This is a genomic window from Paenibacillus amylolyticus (assembly GCF_036894225.1).
Classification (GTDB): domain Bacteria; phylum Bacillota; class Bacilli; order Paenibacillales; family Paenibacillaceae; genus Paenibacillus; species Paenibacillus amylolyticus.
In genome coordinates this window covers 6,436,508-6,453,570 of record NZ_CP145892.1, presented here as the reverse complement: position 1 = coordinate 6,453,570, position 17,063 = coordinate 6,436,508, and the positions used below count along the sequence as shown (strand labels likewise).

At 46.8% G+C, this 17,063-nt stretch carries 14 protein-coding genes; 8 read left to right on the top strand and 6 right to left on the bottom strand.

Going from position 1 to position 17,063, the window contains the following annotated elements; all coding sequences use genetic code 11:
* Positions 1 to 515: 515 nt before the first annotated feature.
* On the bottom strand, positions 516 to 1,109 hold the full coding sequence (locus tag V6668_RS28400) for a hypothetical protein (RefSeq protein WP_036612896.1): 594 nt from the start codon (positions 1,107 to 1,109) through the stop codon (positions 516 to 518).
* Between the two features lie 315 nt (positions 1,110 to 1,424).
* Between V6668_RS28400 and V6668_RS28395 the strand changes: the two genes are divergently transcribed.
* The gene (locus tag V6668_RS28395; RefSeq protein WP_338707245.1) at positions 1,425 to 2,321 is read left to right on the top strand and encodes a diacylglycerol/lipid kinase family protein; all 897 of its coding nucleotides are present in this window, start codon (positions 1,425 to 1,427) and stop codon (positions 2,319 to 2,321) included.
* 40 nt (positions 2,322 to 2,361) lie between these two features.
* Here V6668_RS28395 and V6668_RS28390 read toward each other — a convergent pair whose 3' ends face one another.
* Positions 2,362 to 2,952 carry a GNAT family protein gene (locus V6668_RS28390; protein ID WP_338707244.1) on the bottom strand — a complete coding sequence of 197 codons (591 nt, stop codon included), beginning with the start codon at positions 2,950 to 2,952 and terminating at the stop codon, positions 2,362 to 2,364.
* A 328-nt stretch (positions 2,953 to 3,280) separates the two neighbouring features.
* On the opposite strand from V6668_RS28390, the gene V6668_RS28385 reads away from it, so the two are divergent.
* Positions 3,281 to 4,078 carry a hypothetical protein gene (locus tag V6668_RS28385; RefSeq protein ID WP_338707243.1) on the top strand — a complete coding sequence of 266 codons (798 nt, stop codon included), beginning with the start codon at positions 3,281 to 3,283 and terminating at the stop codon, positions 4,076 to 4,078.
* 157 nt (positions 4,079 to 4,235) lie between these two features.
* Here V6668_RS28385 and V6668_RS28380 read toward each other — a convergent pair whose 3' ends face one another.
* Positions 4,236 to 4,862, bottom strand: coding sequence for a TetR/AcrR family transcriptional regulator (locus V6668_RS28380; protein WP_036667878.1), 627 nt, complete (start codon positions 4,860 to 4,862; stop codon positions 4,236 to 4,238).
* 178 nt (positions 4,863 to 5,040) lie between these two features.
* On the opposite strand from V6668_RS28380, the gene V6668_RS28375 reads away from it, so the two are divergent.
* Together V6668_RS28375 and V6668_RS28370 are read left to right on the top strand one after the other, a co-directional pair.
* Positions 5,041 to 7,272, top strand: coding sequence for an MMPL family transporter (locus tag V6668_RS28375; RefSeq protein ID WP_338707242.1), 2,232 nt, complete (start codon positions 5,041 to 5,043; stop codon positions 7,270 to 7,272).
* Positions 7,273 to 7,541: 269 nt separating this feature from the next.
* Entirely contained in the window at positions 7,542 to 8,495 is a 954-nt protein-coding gene (locus V6668_RS28370) for a nucleoside hydrolase (protein WP_017691781.1), read from the top strand.
* Positions 8,496 to 8,735: 240 nt separating this feature from the next.
* Here V6668_RS28370 and V6668_RS28365 read toward each other — a convergent pair whose 3' ends face one another.
* From V6668_RS28365 to V6668_RS28355, 3 genes are all read right to left on the bottom strand, one after another.
* Positions 8,736 to 10,454 (bottom strand): methyl-accepting chemotaxis protein, encoded by a 1,719-nt coding sequence (locus tag V6668_RS28365; protein ID WP_338707241.1) that lies wholly within the window; start codon positions 10,452 to 10,454, stop codon positions 8,736 to 8,738.
* Between the two features lie 273 nt (positions 10,455 to 10,727).
* Complete coding sequence (locus V6668_RS28360) at positions 10,728 to 11,474, bottom strand: DUF3105 domain-containing protein (RefSeq protein WP_338707240.1); 747 nt, start codon at positions 11,472 to 11,474, stop codon at positions 10,728 to 10,730.
* 494 nt (positions 11,475 to 11,968) lie between these two features.
* Complete coding sequence (locus V6668_RS28355) at positions 11,969 to 12,886, bottom strand: hypothetical protein (protein WP_338707239.1); 918 nt, start codon at positions 12,884 to 12,886, stop codon at positions 11,969 to 11,971.
* Between the two features lie 375 nt (positions 12,887 to 13,261).
* Here V6668_RS28355 and V6668_RS28350 point away from each other — a divergent pair, with 375 nt between their 5' ends.
* The 4 genes from V6668_RS28350 (at position 13,262) to V6668_RS28335 (ending at position 17,063) form a co-directional block, all read left to right on the top strand.
* Positions 13,262 to 13,606 carry a Na-translocating system protein MpsC family protein gene (locus V6668_RS28350; RefSeq protein WP_100528288.1) on the top strand — a complete coding sequence of 115 codons (345 nt, stop codon included), beginning with the start codon at positions 13,262 to 13,264 and terminating at the stop codon, positions 13,604 to 13,606.
* A 250-nt stretch (positions 13,607 to 13,856) separates the two neighbouring features.
* The gene (locus tag V6668_RS28345) at positions 13,857 to 14,927 is read left to right on the top strand and encodes an ABC transporter substrate-binding protein (RefSeq protein WP_338709011.1); all 1,071 of its coding nucleotides are present in this window, start codon (positions 13,857 to 13,859) and stop codon (positions 14,925 to 14,927) included.
* A 99-nt stretch (positions 14,928 to 15,026) separates the two neighbouring features.
* Entirely contained in the window at positions 15,027 to 15,965 is a 939-nt protein-coding gene (locus V6668_RS28340; protein ID WP_338707237.1) for a nucleoside hydrolase, read from the top strand.
* 276 nt (positions 15,966 to 16,241) lie between these two features.
* Positions 16,242 to 17,063, top strand: a complete 822-nt coding sequence (locus tag V6668_RS28335) for an ABC transporter permease (protein ID WP_036612869.1) — start codon at positions 16,242 to 16,244, stop codon at positions 17,061 to 17,063.

The window sequence follows — 17,063 nt, the reverse complement described above, 5'->3', positions numbered from 1 at the left end:
GTTGGCATAGTAATTGGGTTGTGGTGCTCGTCAGCCTTTCAGTTGTTTGCGTGAGGTGCAGACAGGATGAGGGGTCATCCTTCGTCCATGCTAACGAATCGTAGACACCTTATATGGAGGATTATCAAGCACTCCCAATTCTAACGAACTTGAGACATGTTATTTCTCTGATAAGCAACACAAAGCGGTAAAATAAACTGCAGAATGCGGAAATAAAATGTCTATGATTCGTTAGAACGCCGGTATTGTGGAATTGTGCCTATTAGAGTGTGCTGAGTTCGTTAAAATATTCTAATAAACCTTAGTCATAATTGTCTTACATATGCCATGCGTGCAAAAATAAAAACGGGACGAAGCGGTGTAATTACACTGCTTTGTCCCGTTTATTTATATTTTGAATTCATTGTACATCAATCTAGATACAAGCATACGAGCATAAGATTACCGATTGGGACATCCAGATTAGTCATGAGATACTTTGGATGCCTCTGTTTGAACAGGGCATGACCCGCATTTTACTGATCCTTAGAATCGTTCGCAGGTTCATCAGTGTCATTGCTAGAGACCGACCTTACTTCTGCCTTCACGTCGTCGCTGTTGGCTTCCTCCAGCGCAGACGGAGCGGGTTCACCCGGGATTAATTCGCGCTGCTCAATCATGCGTTTGACGACCTCATAACAGTCATCCACATGTTTGTTACCTACATAGCGCATGGCTGTGAAGCTGAGTGCGGCAGCCAATCCCTGTCCTGCAAAAGGAACAAATTTGGCGACCGATTTGGTGGCTACGCGTACGCCGACTCTTTTCAGAACCTGGACAACCAATTCCTTGGTGATCATACGACCGATGACTTTGCTTCCGATGGACATCACGAATCCATAGATCATGGATTTGGTCTCGGGGTCCATGCCGTCCAGCTGTTTTTGTGATAATCCGAATTTATTGTTAATGGCAGGCAACAGCTGCATCAGCATCCCCACATCAGCCAGTACGTCTGTACCGGGTAGCGGAACGAGTGTTGTACCGGCAGATGCGGTAGCTCTTTTGCGAACCATGGTACGGCATTCCTTGCGAACTTGCTCCAATTGTTCCAACGTTGCCGGAATCATAGGGAATCCCTCCATTCGTATATGGTATAGATATAACCGTTTTGACTCAATTTGAATGGGTTCTCACCAGCAAAATTTGCAGCCTTATGACATTAAGGTGCGGAGAAACCCTTTTTTCCATGCATACATCTGGTTAAACAAGGAAATGGTTTATGGATAAACGGGTCATCTAGCTATTACGAATGAATGAGGATTAGGATGCATACCTGATTGGGAAACCTATTTGGAATCATGATGAGTGCGTAGCGAAGGGTTTGTTTACGGCTTCAACCTTTGTGGGTAAAGGGTAACAAGCATTGGAATGGAGGAAGAGGGATGGAGTTTAACAAAGCATTGTTAATTCATCATCATCATTCGGGCAAGGCCAATCGTGAGAATACAGTAGGCCTTGTGGCTGGTGTGCTGGCTCCCGCTGTTCATGAACTCGTCATTGTGCGTACGGATGAACCAGGTGAAGGAGAGAAGCTGTGTCGTGAGCGCGGGGAACAATTCGATGTGGTATTTATCCTGGGTGGGGATGGCACGGTGCATGAATGCGTGAATGGACTGGCTGATCTGCAACATCCTCCGTTGATAGGCATATTGCCTGGAGGCACCTGTAATGACTTTGCACGTTCGCTCGGCATTTCACCGGATGCAGAGATTGCGGCACAAGAAATGCTGGCAGGTCGGATGGTATCCATTGATGTTGGACGGGCTAATGATCGGGTGTTCACGAACTTTTTCGGCATTGGCTTGATCAGTGATGCTTCGCAGAATATTAACGAGAATCTGAAAGGCGCGCTGGGTAAGCTCAGTTATTTTATCAGCACTTTACAGACAATTAGTCATACAGAGCCATTTCGTTACCAACTGGAGGCGGATGGGAAAGAGATGGAAGGCGAAGCGGTGATGATCTATGCAGCCAATGGCCGTTTTCTGGGAACAAATGCATTACCCTTTGCACCGGATGCGTTGCAGGATGGCGAACTGGACGTGCTCATTATTCATGAGACAGGCATTCCGCTGCTGCGAGAGGTTCTGTCACACAAGCCAGAGGGAGAATGGCAACCTCAGAGTGAGAGTATTTCATACTTCAAGGCATCTACGTTAAAAGTGAAGACGGATGCGCCGATGTCAGCCGATACGGATGGCGAATTGTATATGAAGACACCCGCCGAGCTGTCGGTGCTCACGGGTCATCTGAAGTTTCTAACCGGGGATGGTTATTAAATCCCCCGGTTTTTAAGTTTGATTTTGACTGATCGAAAACTTAAACATTCTCTGGCTGATCTTTCATATGACGTTGTCTGAACTCATCCTCCAGCATGCTCATCTGAACCGCATCATGGTATTGATGATTGTAGAACAAGACATCCCGCTTCACACCCTCGCGCTGGAATCCAAGCTTCTCATACGTGCGAATGGCTCGCTCGTTGAAGGCGTACACCTCAAGCTCGATTCGATGCAAGTTACAGATGCCGAAGCCGTAGTCCAGCATAAGTAGCAACGCCTCGCTACCGTAGCCTTTTCCTTGATGCTCGGCCTGATCGATGGCAACCCTAATATGTGCACTGCGATTCTTGGCATGCATGTCCATCAGGACGACATCTCCGATGATCTGGTCATTTTCCTGTAAAGCAATAAGTAGCATGAGTCTGGTGTCATCTTGTGCAGCGCTCTCAACATAACGTTCAACCTGAGTGCGTGTGAAACTGTTCTGTGTTCCTGTCAGCCTGCGCATCTCGGCGTCAAACAGGCCAGGGAAGTAAGCATCCACATCTGTAATCTCGAAAGGGCGCAGGTATATGCGCGACGTTTCCAGCAGACGAGGGATACGTGGGGATGGTTTTGGTGGTGACATTGTTGTTTCCTCCTATGAGTTCAAGGCTAGTGTTATTCATGTTATGTATCGTATTAATCAACGGGAAATAGATAATTAACAACACTTTACCATATTTTCTCATGCTTGTAGCTATAATGGTCGATATAAGTATTGTCGTGCTTGCTAAGTCGAAGAGAAACCTAGTTTGAAGATTCGTATTACTCTGCTCGAATTACATATTTTGATTTGCTTTACTGTATACATAGCTGCGTTGTAGTAAACCAGACATTCATAGTCTTAAAGAGACGTATCAGTTTACCTTAGCAGGCCGATAGATTTTATATAATAGAAATGGGGATTTAACGAAATGCGAAAGTTAGAAAATTATTTGAAGTGGTTTACTGTTTTTTTAATTTTGGTTACACCGCTGTTTACTTCACCTGGACAGGTCTTAGCAGCGAAAAAAGAAATCTATATTACTCTTTCTGGTGAGAAACACAGATATGTGGGAGAAGTCAAAAATGGTGTTCCTAATGGTAAAGGAATATCCTACTTTCCAAATGGGAAGAAGAGCTTTGAAGGTAAGTTTGTAGCGGGAATGCCTCATGAAGGAAAAAGGTATAACGCAGATGGAAAGCTGTACTCGGATATTTCTAATGGACAGGGAAAGACTTATTACCCAAATGGAAAGTTTAATTATGTTGGTAAGGTGGATAAGGAAACATGGCTTCCTTCAGGTAAGGGTACCGAATATTATCCAGATGGAACGGTTAAATATAAGGGCGATTTTTTGAATGGTTCGTTTCATGGTCAAGGTAAGTGGTATACAGAATATGGTGAAATGTTCTATCAGGGTACGTTTAAGAATGGTTTGCCACAGGGACAAGGTAAAGCATATCAATATGGAGAAATTGCCTATGTTGGTGCATTTGATAAAGGAGTACCCACGTATTCTGGCAAAATTAAATTGTACGAAGATGGTGTAATCATCTATGATGGGCAGGCTAAAAATGGAGCCATTACCGGCAAAGGTAAAGGGTACTTAAACGGTAAGTTAGTCTATGTGGGCATGTTTAAAAACGGAAGACCAACGGGTGAAGGTAAATTCTATACGGAGAATAGTAGTGATGGACCTAATATATCTATTTATATCACTGTTGACTAAGTAACAGGTAAGTAATTACAGAATCAATTCAAAATTTTCAGGAGCAGAGTCCTATAATCATGATTAGATTTCAACCAATAAACCATCGGTAGGTGTGTTCATTGCATCGCCCGATGGTTTTTTTGACATAACTGCTTTTGAGATACAGCTATATATTTTAGTTCCGCTTAACCGCTCCATCCAGAAATAGCGCCACCAGTTCCTGCGCGAGTTCTTCAATGCTGCCGCCATTCATGTTGCGTACATCTTCGCGGTTTGCGAGCATCAGCAGTGACGTAAATGCATGGGCAAGCAGCATAGGGTTCCCGACCCGCAAATAACCATTATCCATCTCCTTCTGAAAATGGGTAGCTAGTACTTCGAATATGCGAACCTCTGCTTCCCGAATCTGAGCGAGTTGCTCCGTGTCCAGATGTTTCTCGGCTTCTCGCATCATGGTCTCCGTTTCAATATGGGAATGCTGCATCTTCGCTTCAGCAACCTTAACCAGTCGTTCTTGCAACGTACCAGGTTCATCCAGGCGTAGCGAAGTCTGCTGCATGCCCATCGCCATCATGCGGGTTATGGCAACGGTGAACAGGTCGGCTTTGCTGGTGAAATGATAATAGATTGATGCTTTGGTCACATTACATAACGAAGCGATCTGCTGGAGAGAGACGGGTTCATACCCGTATTCCATAAACAGACGTGACGCGGTCATCAATATGTTGGATTGCACAGATGCTTGATCCACAGCTGTTTTGGGTCTACCCGGTGAACGGGGAATGTTTGTTTTTTTGCTCATAAGTACATACCTCTTTACGTATTTAATTGCTTGTTAGAAGTGTTCACAAAATTAGGCATTGCAAAATTAACCTTCCGGTATATATAATTAACTCGATTATACTATGACCCGTGGTTCATTACTACACCATCATATATATTAGGGCTTCATAGAAACAGAATAGGGAGATGAAGAGACAATGCAGGAAGGTTCGGGTTACGGCCGCTGGGTTGCCGGCAAACGAAGCAAATGGATTACGCTGTTGGTATGGATCATTATCGCCGTTGTGCTTGGCATGGTATGGCCTGCTGTAGGTGATCGTGAAACCAATAACGCACAGGATCTGAGTGAATCCAAACCATCGGTTCAGGCAGCTGCACTTGCCGAGAAGGAATTCCCTGGTGGTGAAGGATTGCCCGCGCTGATCGTATGGCGTCAAGCTGGCGGTCTGACGGATGAGCAGATTCAGAACATTCAGGCATTAACGGAGCGACTGGATCAAGATCCGGTAGAACAACAACAGTCCGTTGTGCCACTCTATCAATTACCACCACAGGCATTGAAAGGTCAGCTTTCGGAAGACGGAAGTACTTTGGTTATGCCACTTTTCTTCAATGAAGGTGCCGATTCAGAACAATTGAAGGAAGCTATTGAAGCACTTGAGCAAAAAACACAAGACATCTTCGGGGCAAATCCGTTCGATGTAGCCATAGATGATACCAATACTCTGATTGCCCGTGTGACAGGGCCAGTAGGGATATCCATTGATGCGAGCGGGCTATTCTCCTCCGCCGATGTATCCTTGCTGATCGCTACGGTTGTACTGGTATTAGTACTGTTGCTGTTGATCTACCGCTCGCCGGTATTGGCGATTATCCCGATCATTGCCGTTGGATTCGCGTATATGGTGACAAGCCCCATTCTCGGATTCATGGCGGATCAGGGCTGGATTACAGTGGATGCACAGTCCATTTCGATCATGACCGTGTTGTTATTTGGAGCAGGAACGGATTACTGCCTGTTCATGATCTCCAGATACCGCCAAATTCTCTATCATGAGCCGGACAAAAAGAAAGCCATCTTCCAGGCAATCACCGGATCTTCTGGCGCCATTGCCATGAGTGGATTCACGGTCGTTGCAGCACTACTGGTACTGTTGCTGGCTGAATACGGTGCATATCATCGCTTTGCCGTACCATTCAGTCTGTCCATCTTTATCATGTTTATTGCAAGTCTGACACTGGTTCCGGCGCTTCTGGCGATCTTCGGTCGGGGTTCATTCTATCCGTTCGTACCACGTACACATGAGATGGAAGTGGAGCGTGCTAAGAAAAAAGGCAAACCGGCTCCTGCCCCGCGTAAAGTGAAGGAAAGCTGGATTGGCCGTGTTGTAGTAACAAAGCCATGGACCGTTCTTGCAATTACGTTGGTATTGCTGGGAGGACTGGCGGCATTCTCTACTCAGGTTAAATTCACGTATGATCTGTTGTCTTCCTTCCCGGAGGATGTGCCTTCCCGCGAAGGTTTCACCGTCATCGGTGAACAATTCTCCCAAGGTGAGCTGGCTCCAGTCAAAGTGATCGTTGATGCCGAAGGCAAAGAAACTGATCTGAAGCAGCGTCTCGAATCGCTGGATTACATTAGCAAAGTAGGCGATGCTCAACAGGGTGCCGAGAATGCCAACATTACCGCCTTTGATGTGGAGTTCAATCTGAATCCATATTCCATGGAGGCAATGCAGCATATCCCGGATCTGCGAGCTACTGCGGAACAGGCGCTTCAAGATGCCGGAGTAACCAATGCGGACAGTAATGTCTGGCTCGATGGTCAGACGGCTGAACAGTATGACATTGAAGTAACCGGAGAACGGGATGCGAAGATCATTATTCCGGTGGTCATCGGCATGATTACATTGTTACTACTGTTGTACTTGCGTTCAATCGTAGCCACAGCATACCTGATTGCAACGGTTGTTCTGTCATATTTCTCTGCACTGGGTCTGGGTTGGATCATCATTCACTATGGCCTTGGCGCAGATGCCATCCAGGGAGCGATTCCATTGTATTCCTTCGTATTCCTCGTGGCACTGGGTGAAGACTACAACATCTTCATGATCTCTAGCATCTGGCAGAAACGTAAAACGATGCCGCTTCGTCAAGCGATTAGAGAAGGTGTTGGCGAGACAAGCTCTGTTATTACATCTGCAGGTCTGATCTTGGCAGGAACGTTTGCGGTACTTGCTACATTGCCAATTCAGGTGTTGGTGCAGTTTGGTATAATCACAGCCGTTGGTGTGATGCTGGATACCTTCCTGGTTCGCCCGTTCATGGTACCGGCGATCACCGCATTGCTGGGTAAATGGGCCTTCTGGCCAGGCAAGTATGTTCCGATTGCAGAGAAGAATGAGGAGAAACAAAACCAGTCCATGTAATGCATGGATTGGGTGAGATGGACGGCGGGGCTTCAAGCCTGCTGTCCATTTCTTTATTTTCCTAACGATGATGACCTCTACCAGTTGTCCTCCTGAGATGGAATGGTGGAACTGTAAAATATCCGCAGGATGAGGCGTGATCCTTGTTTTCTTTGCATGGGGAAGGTTTACGTAGCCAAGGGTTATGGGACATAATAGAGAGAGCGTCGGCCTTGAGCAGACGGATGATCAACATCAATGGGACAACCAGGGGAAGGATGAAAGCAAGCATGACGAACCAACTTAATGTGTATTTTAACCATGACGGCGGCGTGGATGACCTCGTATCGCTGTTCATGCTTCTGCAAATGGACAATGTACATGTAACCGGCGTATCGGTTATTCCGGCAGACGGATATCTGGAGCCAGCAACAGATGCCAGCCGTAAAATTATCGATCGTTTCGGTACATATTCCGTAGAGGTATCCAAATCCAACTCCAGAGGGAAAAATCCATTTCCTGCGGCGTGGAGACTGCATTCCTTCTATGTAGATGCTCTTCCTGTACTGAACGAGTCCGGCAAAATGGAAGCTCCACTCTCTGCTGTTCCGGCACACCAGCATCTGATCGAGAAAGTGCGCAATACCGAAGGCAAAACGTTGCTCCTGTTCACAGGCCCACTGACAGACCTTGCGCGTGCACTGGACGAAGCACCAGACATTGAAGAGAAAATCGACAAACTGGTATGGATGGGTGGCACATTCGAGCGTGGTAACGTGGAAGAGCCTGAGCATGACGGTACAGCTGAATGGAACGTATTCTGGGACCCGGAAGCGGCTTACCGTGTATGGCAGAGTGGTATCCAGATCGATCTGGTTGCACTGGAAAGCACAAACAAAGTACCTCTGACTCCAGCCGTTCGTAACCGCTGGGCAGCAGAGCGTCGCTTCGAAGGTGTTGACTTCTTGGGTAACTGTTACGCAGGTTGTCCGCCACTGGTGTACAGTGAGACGAATTCCACATACTATCTGTGGGATGTGCTGACAACGGCTTCCGTTGGACGAGAGGACATCGTGAAGAAAAAAACCGTAAACTGTATTGTCATCCCGGATGGTCCTAGCCAAGGCCGCACGGTGGAGCAAGCAGACGGACGTCCAGTGCAACTGGTGTATGATACCGATCCGGAAGCGTTCTTTACGTACATGACGGATTTGGGTAAAAAAGCTGCTCCGCAGCGCTATTAATTCAGGCAGCTGTAAGGCTTGCCAACATTAAAGGTACAACAAAAATAAAGCCGCAGGCAGTGGTCTGGGTATGGGGTTGAACCCCATGATCCCTTCCCTGCCGTGCGGCTTTTTGTTTTGGGCTGATCTATATAGATTGATAACAGCGATCGGAAGGTTGTTCTGTCATCGAATTGGCATGTGTGAATATTCTTTAGTTCAATCTATATAGCCGATCTATATAGCAATCTAAGCTGCCCGCTATATTTTAAATCGACCAATCAATCCGTTCAACTCACTGGACAATACCCGCAGAGATTCGGCGGATGCACTCATCTCATCCATGGATTGCAGCTGGCTACCGGTAGCGTGCGATACCTTCTGGATACTTGAAGAGGATTCGCGTGAGATATGTTCCATATCCTCCACGGAAGCGGACACTTCTTCTGCACTGGCAGACAGCTGCTCAGATGCTGCGGATACTTCGTGCAGACGTTCATTCATCGTCTCAATTCCGGTATGAATGGATGTGAATGAACGGCCTGCCTCCTGAACAACAGCGAGACCGGAGTGGACTGCTGATGTGCTGGCAGACATATGTTCTGACAACAGGGCAGTCTGGCGTGTCATCTCGGCGATCAGTTCGGTTACATGCTGGGACGATTGCTCTGATTCCCCCGCAAGCTTGCGAACCTCTGAGGCAACCACCGCAAACCCGCTGCCATACTCTCCTGCACGAGCCGCTTCAATACTTGCATTAAGTGCGAGCAGATTGGTCTGTGAAGCGATGCCTTTCATCAGATGTGCCACCGACTCAATTTTACCTGAGTACTGCTCCAGCTGAGAGGTGGAGGCCACCATCTGCACATTCGCCTGATGAATTTTGTCCATACTGTCCATCGCCGTGTTGATGTTGGCCTGACCTTGCACCGCGTTATTGGTCGTTTCCTGTGAGACATCCGCAACCATGGAGGAAGAATTCGCAATATGCTGCATGCTGCGTGTAATCTCTTCCATAGCTACCGTAACTTCGCCCGCACGAGCCACCTGTTCAGCAGCTCCACTGGCCGTATGATTGGTATGCTCGGCAATGCGCTGGCTGGCTTCAGCAGTCGCCTGTGAATGTTTCGATACTCCTTCTGCAGCTTGTAGCAGAGAGTCGGAGCTTTGACGGATGCCCGTCATGACATCACGGGTACCTGTAACCAGATGTTTGAACTCGGAAGCGAGCTGTCCCACCTCGTCCTTGCGACTAAGTTCAACGTTGACGGTCAGATCGCCTTTTCCTACCTGGGTGATTAACTTCTTCAACTTCACCAATGGTCGGGTCAAGTAATGGGCGAATCCATACACCAGCAAGACACTCAGCAGAACAATAGCCAAGGCTGTCCAGATCATGGTCATACGGTTGCGGGACATCAGTTCATAGACTGCAGTAGAGTCCAGATCCGCACCGACCAATCCTAGTACTTTCCCGTCAGTCCCATGGATCGGCACATATGCTGTAATGGTAGCGCCATATTCATCCTGTGTGAGTTCGCCCCGAATAGGCTCATTCTGTTCAAAAGCTTGCAGCATTCCTTCATAAGGGGTCTCTTCTGCGGAACCGTAAGGCGAGAAGTCATCCTCTGCCACATCGGCAGCAGCCCCGTCCACAACGTAGAAATATGTATTTGTTCCATTTTCTTCGCGTGTACCAAGGGTGTACAGATACTTGAGTCCATTGGCCTCGCGCAGCTGACTGAGCTGCTCACGCAATATGCCGTAATACGCTGTCTCGTCCTGTCCGGTACTGAGTGGTGCATACAGAGAGGTGTCAATTAATGCAACTGCCCGTTCACCCACAGCCTGTGCCTGCATACCCATGGATTGCTCGACCAGTTGAGCCGATGAACGGTACATGGTAATGCCAAGAACCGCACCCGCGGCCAGCATCAGACAGGAAAAAAATAAAAAGATCCTCATAAACAAACTGTTCATTGGTAAAATTGTTCCCCCTTGATCTGTTAAATCAATCGTCTCTTTGTCTCCTTACTTGGTGCTTGTCGTTCTTCTTTGGTTCGTATGTATTGTATATCCAATATACAGTTTTCTACTTGAAATATCGGCATCCGGTCCATAAAGAATTAGCCCCCGAGTCAATTTGATCCGGGAGCTAGTTTCGTTTCAATCCTATATTGACCATGCTTATCATTGGAAGAAGCCTCATTGTCACTACATAGAGGGGCTTCACATGACTGGGTGATTACGTCATTACATCGTTCCGCCGCCCTGGCGAACAGAGGCAGGAATCTTTTCAGGTCCCTGATTAATATATTTATTGATAAAAGTACCTACTTTGGCATCGTCGAATTGGTCGAGCTTCATCGTTTTGGTCCATGCGGTCACCACGACTTCACTGCCTTCGGGAATATCCTTGTTGGGTACAGCCAGAATACCTGCTCCGGCTTCGCGGAATTTGGCTAGGTATTTCAGATGTTCCTTCAAATCCTCGCTTGCGTTCTCACGATAATAGATGATGATGTCCCCGTGCTCCAGATTGTGTACCAGATAATTATAGCCTGGGAAGTCGGTGTAAAATCCAAACTTGATATCATGCGGATTATGCGGTCCCGATGTTGGAATTGTCATCTCATACTGAATGGGGTCCTCCGTATGGTCTGCCCCGTAATATTTATCGTCCGTCACGTCGATTGTCGCGTTGGAATTCAGATCGGCTACATTATATGTTTTACCTGCCCCTTGCATGAAGAACAGGCCAAACGTAATAATCGATACAGCCATCATTACATGTGCAGCCAGCCGAAGGGATCGACTTTTTTTCTGGATGTCTGCCCGCTCTTTCTTTTTCATGTGGCCCAGGATTTTTCCCTGTGTGCGTGATGCCCAGATATAGGTGGCGATGGAGAACAGCAATACAATTACACCTACGATGAGCCACAGGTAGGATGTACGTGCCTCGTGCTCCATTTGCATATGATTCATATGAGTCATGTCCATAGAGAGTTCCTCTGCTTTCTTTGTAAAATGAGTGATTAAAACACTACACAATGTAGTGTTGGTGGCAATGGTGAATCCACTCATTACGTAACGGGAGTTGCTAGTTCCGTGTTTGTTACGTAAATAAGAACATACCTGTTGCACTACACATTATAGTGTATGAAACATGCTCGGCGCAACGCTGCCATAGAAAACCTAAAAAAAGGCCTTCCCGGCATGAGCAAGGAAGGCCTTAATATAAATCCAAAGAGTCAGTAAGATTTATATTTATTGAAATAACCATTTACACGAAACGTAGAGGACAGAAAGAACCTGAAGAAGCGGAAGCTAAAAGCTTTCTGCAAGAAAGCTGCTTCGGAAGCATATGCTTCGCCTTTATCGCCAGATTTCACCTTTGTAAAAGTGAATTAAAAAATCTGGAGATAACAGCGATCGAAAGGTTGTTCTTTCATCGAAGTAACAAGTGTAAATAGCTTTATTCCGACTGAACTATTTTACAGACGACCAAACGGCGAAAGCATCAAGCGGATCAGCCCAATAACAATCTCACCCAACAATCGATACAGAATAAAGAATACGACCACATTGGCGATCAGCACGCTGTACATGCTGTCGATGGCTGCTTGGGTACGATTCAGTGGATATTGGAACAGCACCGCGTTCAGCGCAACAAAGATAATAATATACGAGACAGCAAGTAATGAGATCGCGATGGAATACGAGATGATAATAAACAGATTCGCCAGAACAAGGGATACGACAGCAGGAACAAGCAATGTACCAAACTGGGCAACCAGTGTTTTGGGACGGAAGGTTATTTTTTCAATCTTCAGAATAGCGTACATCAGTGCAATAGAGGCAATCAGGATAATGACGGTGAACAACAACGGTCTTAAAAATCCACCAATGAACAAGCCGTCCATGCCTATGCGACTAAAGGTAATTAAGAAGTATGTAGAAGATAGAACTGCAATTAGCGCCATCGTTAGCCATCCGTTTAGGGAATGCTGGTCGCCAACGGTTTTCATCGTTTGATAAGGACGGGCCAATACACTGAGGAAATAGGATAGATACTGTTTGCTTACTTCTTTGGCTTGCTGAACTTTCTCATTCTGCACAATATTATTCCACTGATTGGAGCTATTGTCTCCTGCAGAAGCATGGTCATTGGTACCTGTTGATTCTCTCGCCTGTTCCTTGTGAATGGAGACGGATGGTGTGTTGGATGGAACGGATGCCTGGGAAGAGGTAGCCTGCGTGCTGGACCAACGGGTATATTCGGGTTCGGAAGTAGCAGCAGATTCCGAGTTCGGTACAGGAGTTGGTGATGAGGTTGTTTGCGTTAGATTAGAGCCGCACCTCTCGCAAAAATGGGCATCTCCATTTTCGTGATTACATACTGGACATTTCATGGTATAAGCCTCCAATTTCTAGAAAATAAAAACATGTCAACATTGTGTCTCATTTTAACGGTTAATGACGAAGTTTGTCTATGTTTCGCAGGAATTAGTACCCATTTAGGGAAAGTTGAAACAAAGCCTCGAATCCTGTGTATGAAAACGGAGTGTAGAAGCAACAATAGTATAGGAATGACATGCAGGCATATTAATGTAAATTCACTGAGGTTTAAGACGAATTGTTTTCCGGCTGTTAATGTCTCATCGTTCGCTTTTATGTGTTATTCTCATGTTAACTATATCTTTTGGGTTGCCTATGATCGTATATTTATGTATAATCAATCGTGTTAACACGTCGAATGTACGGTAGTAAGAGATGTGGGTGAGTTCATGGAACTACTGGACAGCAATGAGAGCAAGAAGAAGATGTGCCAGTATTATAACGAAATTTCGAAGGAACTGTTCGGATTTGGCACCACTCTCCTGAGAGTGACCATTGATCAGAATATTGTGACCTTCTACGCGAAGCACCGACGTTCACCGCGCTCTGACGCCCTGGAAGGGGAGGCCCCCGGCTTAAAGCTGGAAGTGGACTTCCGCATGTCTGTCTTATATAAGAAGAAATTCCGGGAGAAGCTCGAGCTACACATGGGTTTGCCAATTGAAGCTATATTGCGGGATTATGATGCGTCCACTCAGTGGGCGATCACAAATGTGATTCTGGAACAGGCCTAAGGATGGATCGGCAGGATTAATTCTTGTTGATGTATGCAGAGGTTATGGCCCGAATTCATGATCAGGTTCCGTACAATTTCATATGATGGCGTCTGTCTTCGGATTGATTCTGAAGCAGAAACCGATGATGTACCGGCAGCGGGTGTCGCTTTCCTTTGTTTACGAAGAAAAGTGTTCTTGTTTATACAAGAGCACTTTTCTTTTTGTTTTTTCATACACATCACATATATCAGGGGGAATCAGGATCATGATGAAAAAGTGGATTAGCGGTTTGGCAGCAGTGGCAATGACATCGGTATTACTTGCAGGTTGTGGCAGCAGCACGGATGATGCAACAGGCGGATCAGGCAGTGGGGGAACCGCAGCGAACAAATTGGTTATCTCCACTTGGGGCTTCTCCGAAGATTTCTTTAATGAAGAAGTATTTGGTCCATTCGAAAAAGAACATAATGTAGACATCGTGCTCGAAGTCGGCAATAATGCTGAACGTCTGAATAAAATTCGTCAAGGTACATCAAATGTCGATGTTATCTACCTGTCTGATTACTATGCACAACAAGGTATCGATGAAGGTCTGTTTGAGAAAATTGACCGCTCCAAAATTCCAAATGTAAATGACATTTATGATATTGCCAAAGCACCACTTGGTGAAGATTATGGCCCAGCCTACACGGTTGGACAGCTCGGTATCGCTTATAACCCGGATCTCGTATCCAAAGAAGTGACTTCATGGAGTGACCTGTGGGACCCGGCGTTCGAAGGTAACCTGACCATTCCGAATATTACGGCAACAGCAGGCCCAATGGTTGTAGATGCAGCTTCCCGTGTAGCCGGAAATGATACGTTTAATGAAGATGCGGCATTTGCTGAACTGAAAAAACTGAGCAGCAATGTGGTGAAATTCTACAGCCAAACTTCCGAGTTCGTGAACATGTTCTCCCAAGAAGAAATTGCGGGCGGACCGATCATGGAAATGTATTTCAAAGATCTGAAAGCAGCCGTGCCTAATGCGAAGTTTGTTACACCTAGCGAAGGTGCATATGCCGTAATGAACACAATCAATGTCGTGAAGGGCAGCAAAAACAAAGAGCTGGCTGAAGAGTTCATCAACTGGCAGCTTAGCCAGGATGTACAAGCAAAATCTGCCAAAGCTAAAGTCGATTCCCCGGTTAATACAAAGGTTGAACTGACTGCTGAAGAAGCAGAAGGCGTAACATACGGCGCTGAAGTTGTTGAAAAGCTGAACAAGCTGGATATGGAATTCGTGAATCAACAGGTTAAAGGCTGGACAGATCGCTGGAACCGTGAGATTGCACAATAAACAAGTAACCGACTGACTAAAAAGTTATCTTTGGTCAACATGTTTAACTTATATCATTTGCAGCAAGCAACCATATCACCGCATAGGAGTTGAGAACGGATGAGTGAAGCGCAAAATCGCATCATTCTGGACGTGGACACGGGGATTGACGATGCACTGGCGATTTTGCTGGCCGTCAAAAGCCGGAAGTTGGACATTCTCGGCATCACCACAGTCTGTGGGAACGTATCACTCCAGCAGGCAACAGAGAATACATGCAAAATTCTTGAACTCGCGGGTGCACCAGCGATTCCGGTGATTGCCGGAGCAGCTGGGCCACTCACTCGCAAGTCTCATTATGAACACCGGGTACATGGACAGGATGGATTGGGCGGTGCGTTGCCTGATCCGGCCGTATCCAAGAAAGCCGAGGAAGGTTTTGCGCCAGACTTTATCGTGGAGCAAGCCAAGTTGTATCCCGGCGAACTGACCCTGATCATGACCGCACCCTTAACTAACCTGGCACTCGCGCTGATGAAGTGTCCTGAATTGCCTTCTTTATTGAAGGAAGTCATCTTCATGGGGGGTGTAGTTCGTGGACATGGCAACATTACACCAACCGCCGAGTACAACACATACGCTGATCCAGAGGCCGCACGCATCGTACTGCACGCAGGCATCGAGAAGCTTACCCAAGTCGGATTGGATGTGACGCGTCAAACATTGCTGAATGAAGCAACGATTGAGCGTCTCACAGATCCTGTACTGCGCGCGTACGTGGCTCAAAGCACGGAGATTTACATCAACCGTTACGAACAAATGAACGGCGTCCGCGCTTGCGCGTTACATGATCCACTAGCCGTAGGCGTAGCCCTTGCCCCGGAACTGGTAGGACGCAAATCGTATTATGTCGATGTCGAAACCGCCAGCCGCCTGTGCGATGGCCAGATGATATGTGACTTCCAAAACCGTTTGGGGGAGCAGCCCAACACCCTCGTCTGCGAAACCGTAGATGCGGAAGCATTCCTTGAACTGTTTATCAACGCGTTAAACGCGTAGTTATGAACTTCACGGCATTGGAGTTCAGTCTAAAAATCAACCCACCTAATTCGCTGGTAGTGTAGGGGACGAAATCGATTCTGAAGAAGCGAAGCGCTCGCCTTTATCCCCGGATTATATCCTCTATAAAAATATCAAAATAAATCTGGGGATAACAGCGATCGTAAGAACGATTCGTAACCGGAACGGCTGGTGCGATGAACGTGGACGTTTATTTTAAAATGTGCGCCAGTGAAACGTGTGAATAAAACCATTTTAAGAGTCAGGAGTATCGCGATGAAGAAATCAGTAATCTACTGGCTATTGCTGCCGGGATTCGTGTTTTTGGCGGCATTTATGATCATTCCGATTGTCCTGACGATCGGGTCGACGTTTTTCCAAGAAAACTCCTTCACGTTTGAAGGATACATGCATTTTTTCAGAGACCCATACTTTTTGAAAATATTGCTTACGACGCTGCAAGTCAGCGTGGTCACCACCATCGTCTGTGTGGTGCTCGGATTCCCGACAGCTTATTATATTTCGCAGAAAGCGCCGCGCCGCAAAGGCATTTTGCTGGCATTGGCGATCTTCCCACTGCTGACGAGCCCGGTCGTGCGCTCGTTTAGCTGGATGATCATTCTTGGACGCAAAGGGTTGATCAATAACACCCTTGTTGGTCTGGGTATCGTGGACAAGCCGCTGGATATTCTGTATACACCAGCAGCGATGATGATTGGTCTGACGCATCTGTTCCTGCCACTGATGATTATCTCTCTGGTGGGCGTGCTGGAGAACATTGACGGTGACCTGCTCAAAGCAGCACAAAGTCTGGGTGCATCGCGCATTACGGCATTCCGCCGGGTCGTGTTCCCGCTGGCTGTGCCAGGACTTGTGATCGGAGCCGTGCTTGTCTTTGTCGGAAGCCTGACGGCGTATACCACACCTGCCCTCCTTGGAGGCAAGCAACGTGTAATTGCTACGTTCCTGTATCAAAACGCCATGACCCTCAACGACTGGTATCTGGCCTCGGTTGTTGCCGCGATTATGATTGTGATTACATTTGTCGTGGTTGGTGTCATGAACAAAATGGCCAAAACTTTAAATCCGAAGGGGTAG

Coding starts and splice junctions, on each gene's coding strand:
- V6668_RS28400 (WP_036612896.1), bottom strand. CDS start 1,109: ATGATTCCGGCAACGTTGGAACAATTGGAGCAAGTTCGCAAGGAATGC.
- V6668_RS28395 (WP_338707245.1), top strand. CDS start 1,425: ATGGAGTTTAACAAAGCATTGTTAATTCATCATCATCATTCGGGCAAG.
- V6668_RS28390 (WP_338707244.1), bottom strand. CDS start 2,952: ATGTCACCACCAAAACCATCCCCACGTATCCCTCGTCTGCTGGAAACG.
- V6668_RS28385 (WP_338707243.1), top strand. CDS start 3,281: ATGCGAAAGTTAGAAAATTATTTGAAGTGGTTTACTGTTTTTTTAATT.
- V6668_RS28380 (WP_036667878.1), bottom strand. CDS start 4,862: ATGAGCAAAAAAACAAACATTCCCCGTTCACCGGGTAGACCCAAAACA.
- V6668_RS28375 (WP_338707242.1), top strand. CDS start 5,041: ATGCAGGAAGGTTCGGGTTACGGCCGCTGGGTTGCCGGCAAACGAAGC.
- V6668_RS28370 (WP_017691781.1), top strand. CDS start 7,542: ATGACGAACCAACTTAATGTGTATTTTAACCATGACGGCGGCGTGGAT.
- V6668_RS28365 (WP_338707241.1), bottom strand. CDS start 10,454: ATGAACAGTTTGTTTATGAGGATCTTTTTATTTTTTTCCTGTCTGATG.
- V6668_RS28360 (WP_338707240.1), bottom strand. CDS start 11,474: ATGGACATGACTCATATGAATCATATGCAAATGGAGCACGAGGCACGT.
- V6668_RS28355 (WP_338707239.1), bottom strand. CDS start 12,886: ATGAAATGTCCAGTATGTAATCACGAAAATGGAGATGCCCATTTTTGC.
- V6668_RS28350 (WP_100528288.1), top strand. CDS start 13,262: ATGGAACTACTGGACAGCAATGAGAGCAAGAAGAAGATGTGCCAGTAT.
- V6668_RS28345 (WP_338709011.1), top strand. CDS start 13,857: ATGAAAAAGTGGATTAGCGGTTTGGCAGCAGTGGCAATGACATCGGTA.
- V6668_RS28340 (WP_338707237.1), top strand. CDS start 15,027: ATGAGTGAAGCGCAAAATCGCATCATTCTGGACGTGGACACGGGGATT.
- V6668_RS28335 (WP_036612869.1), top strand. CDS start 16,242: ATGAAGAAATCAGTAATCTACTGGCTATTGCTGCCGGGATTCGTGTTT.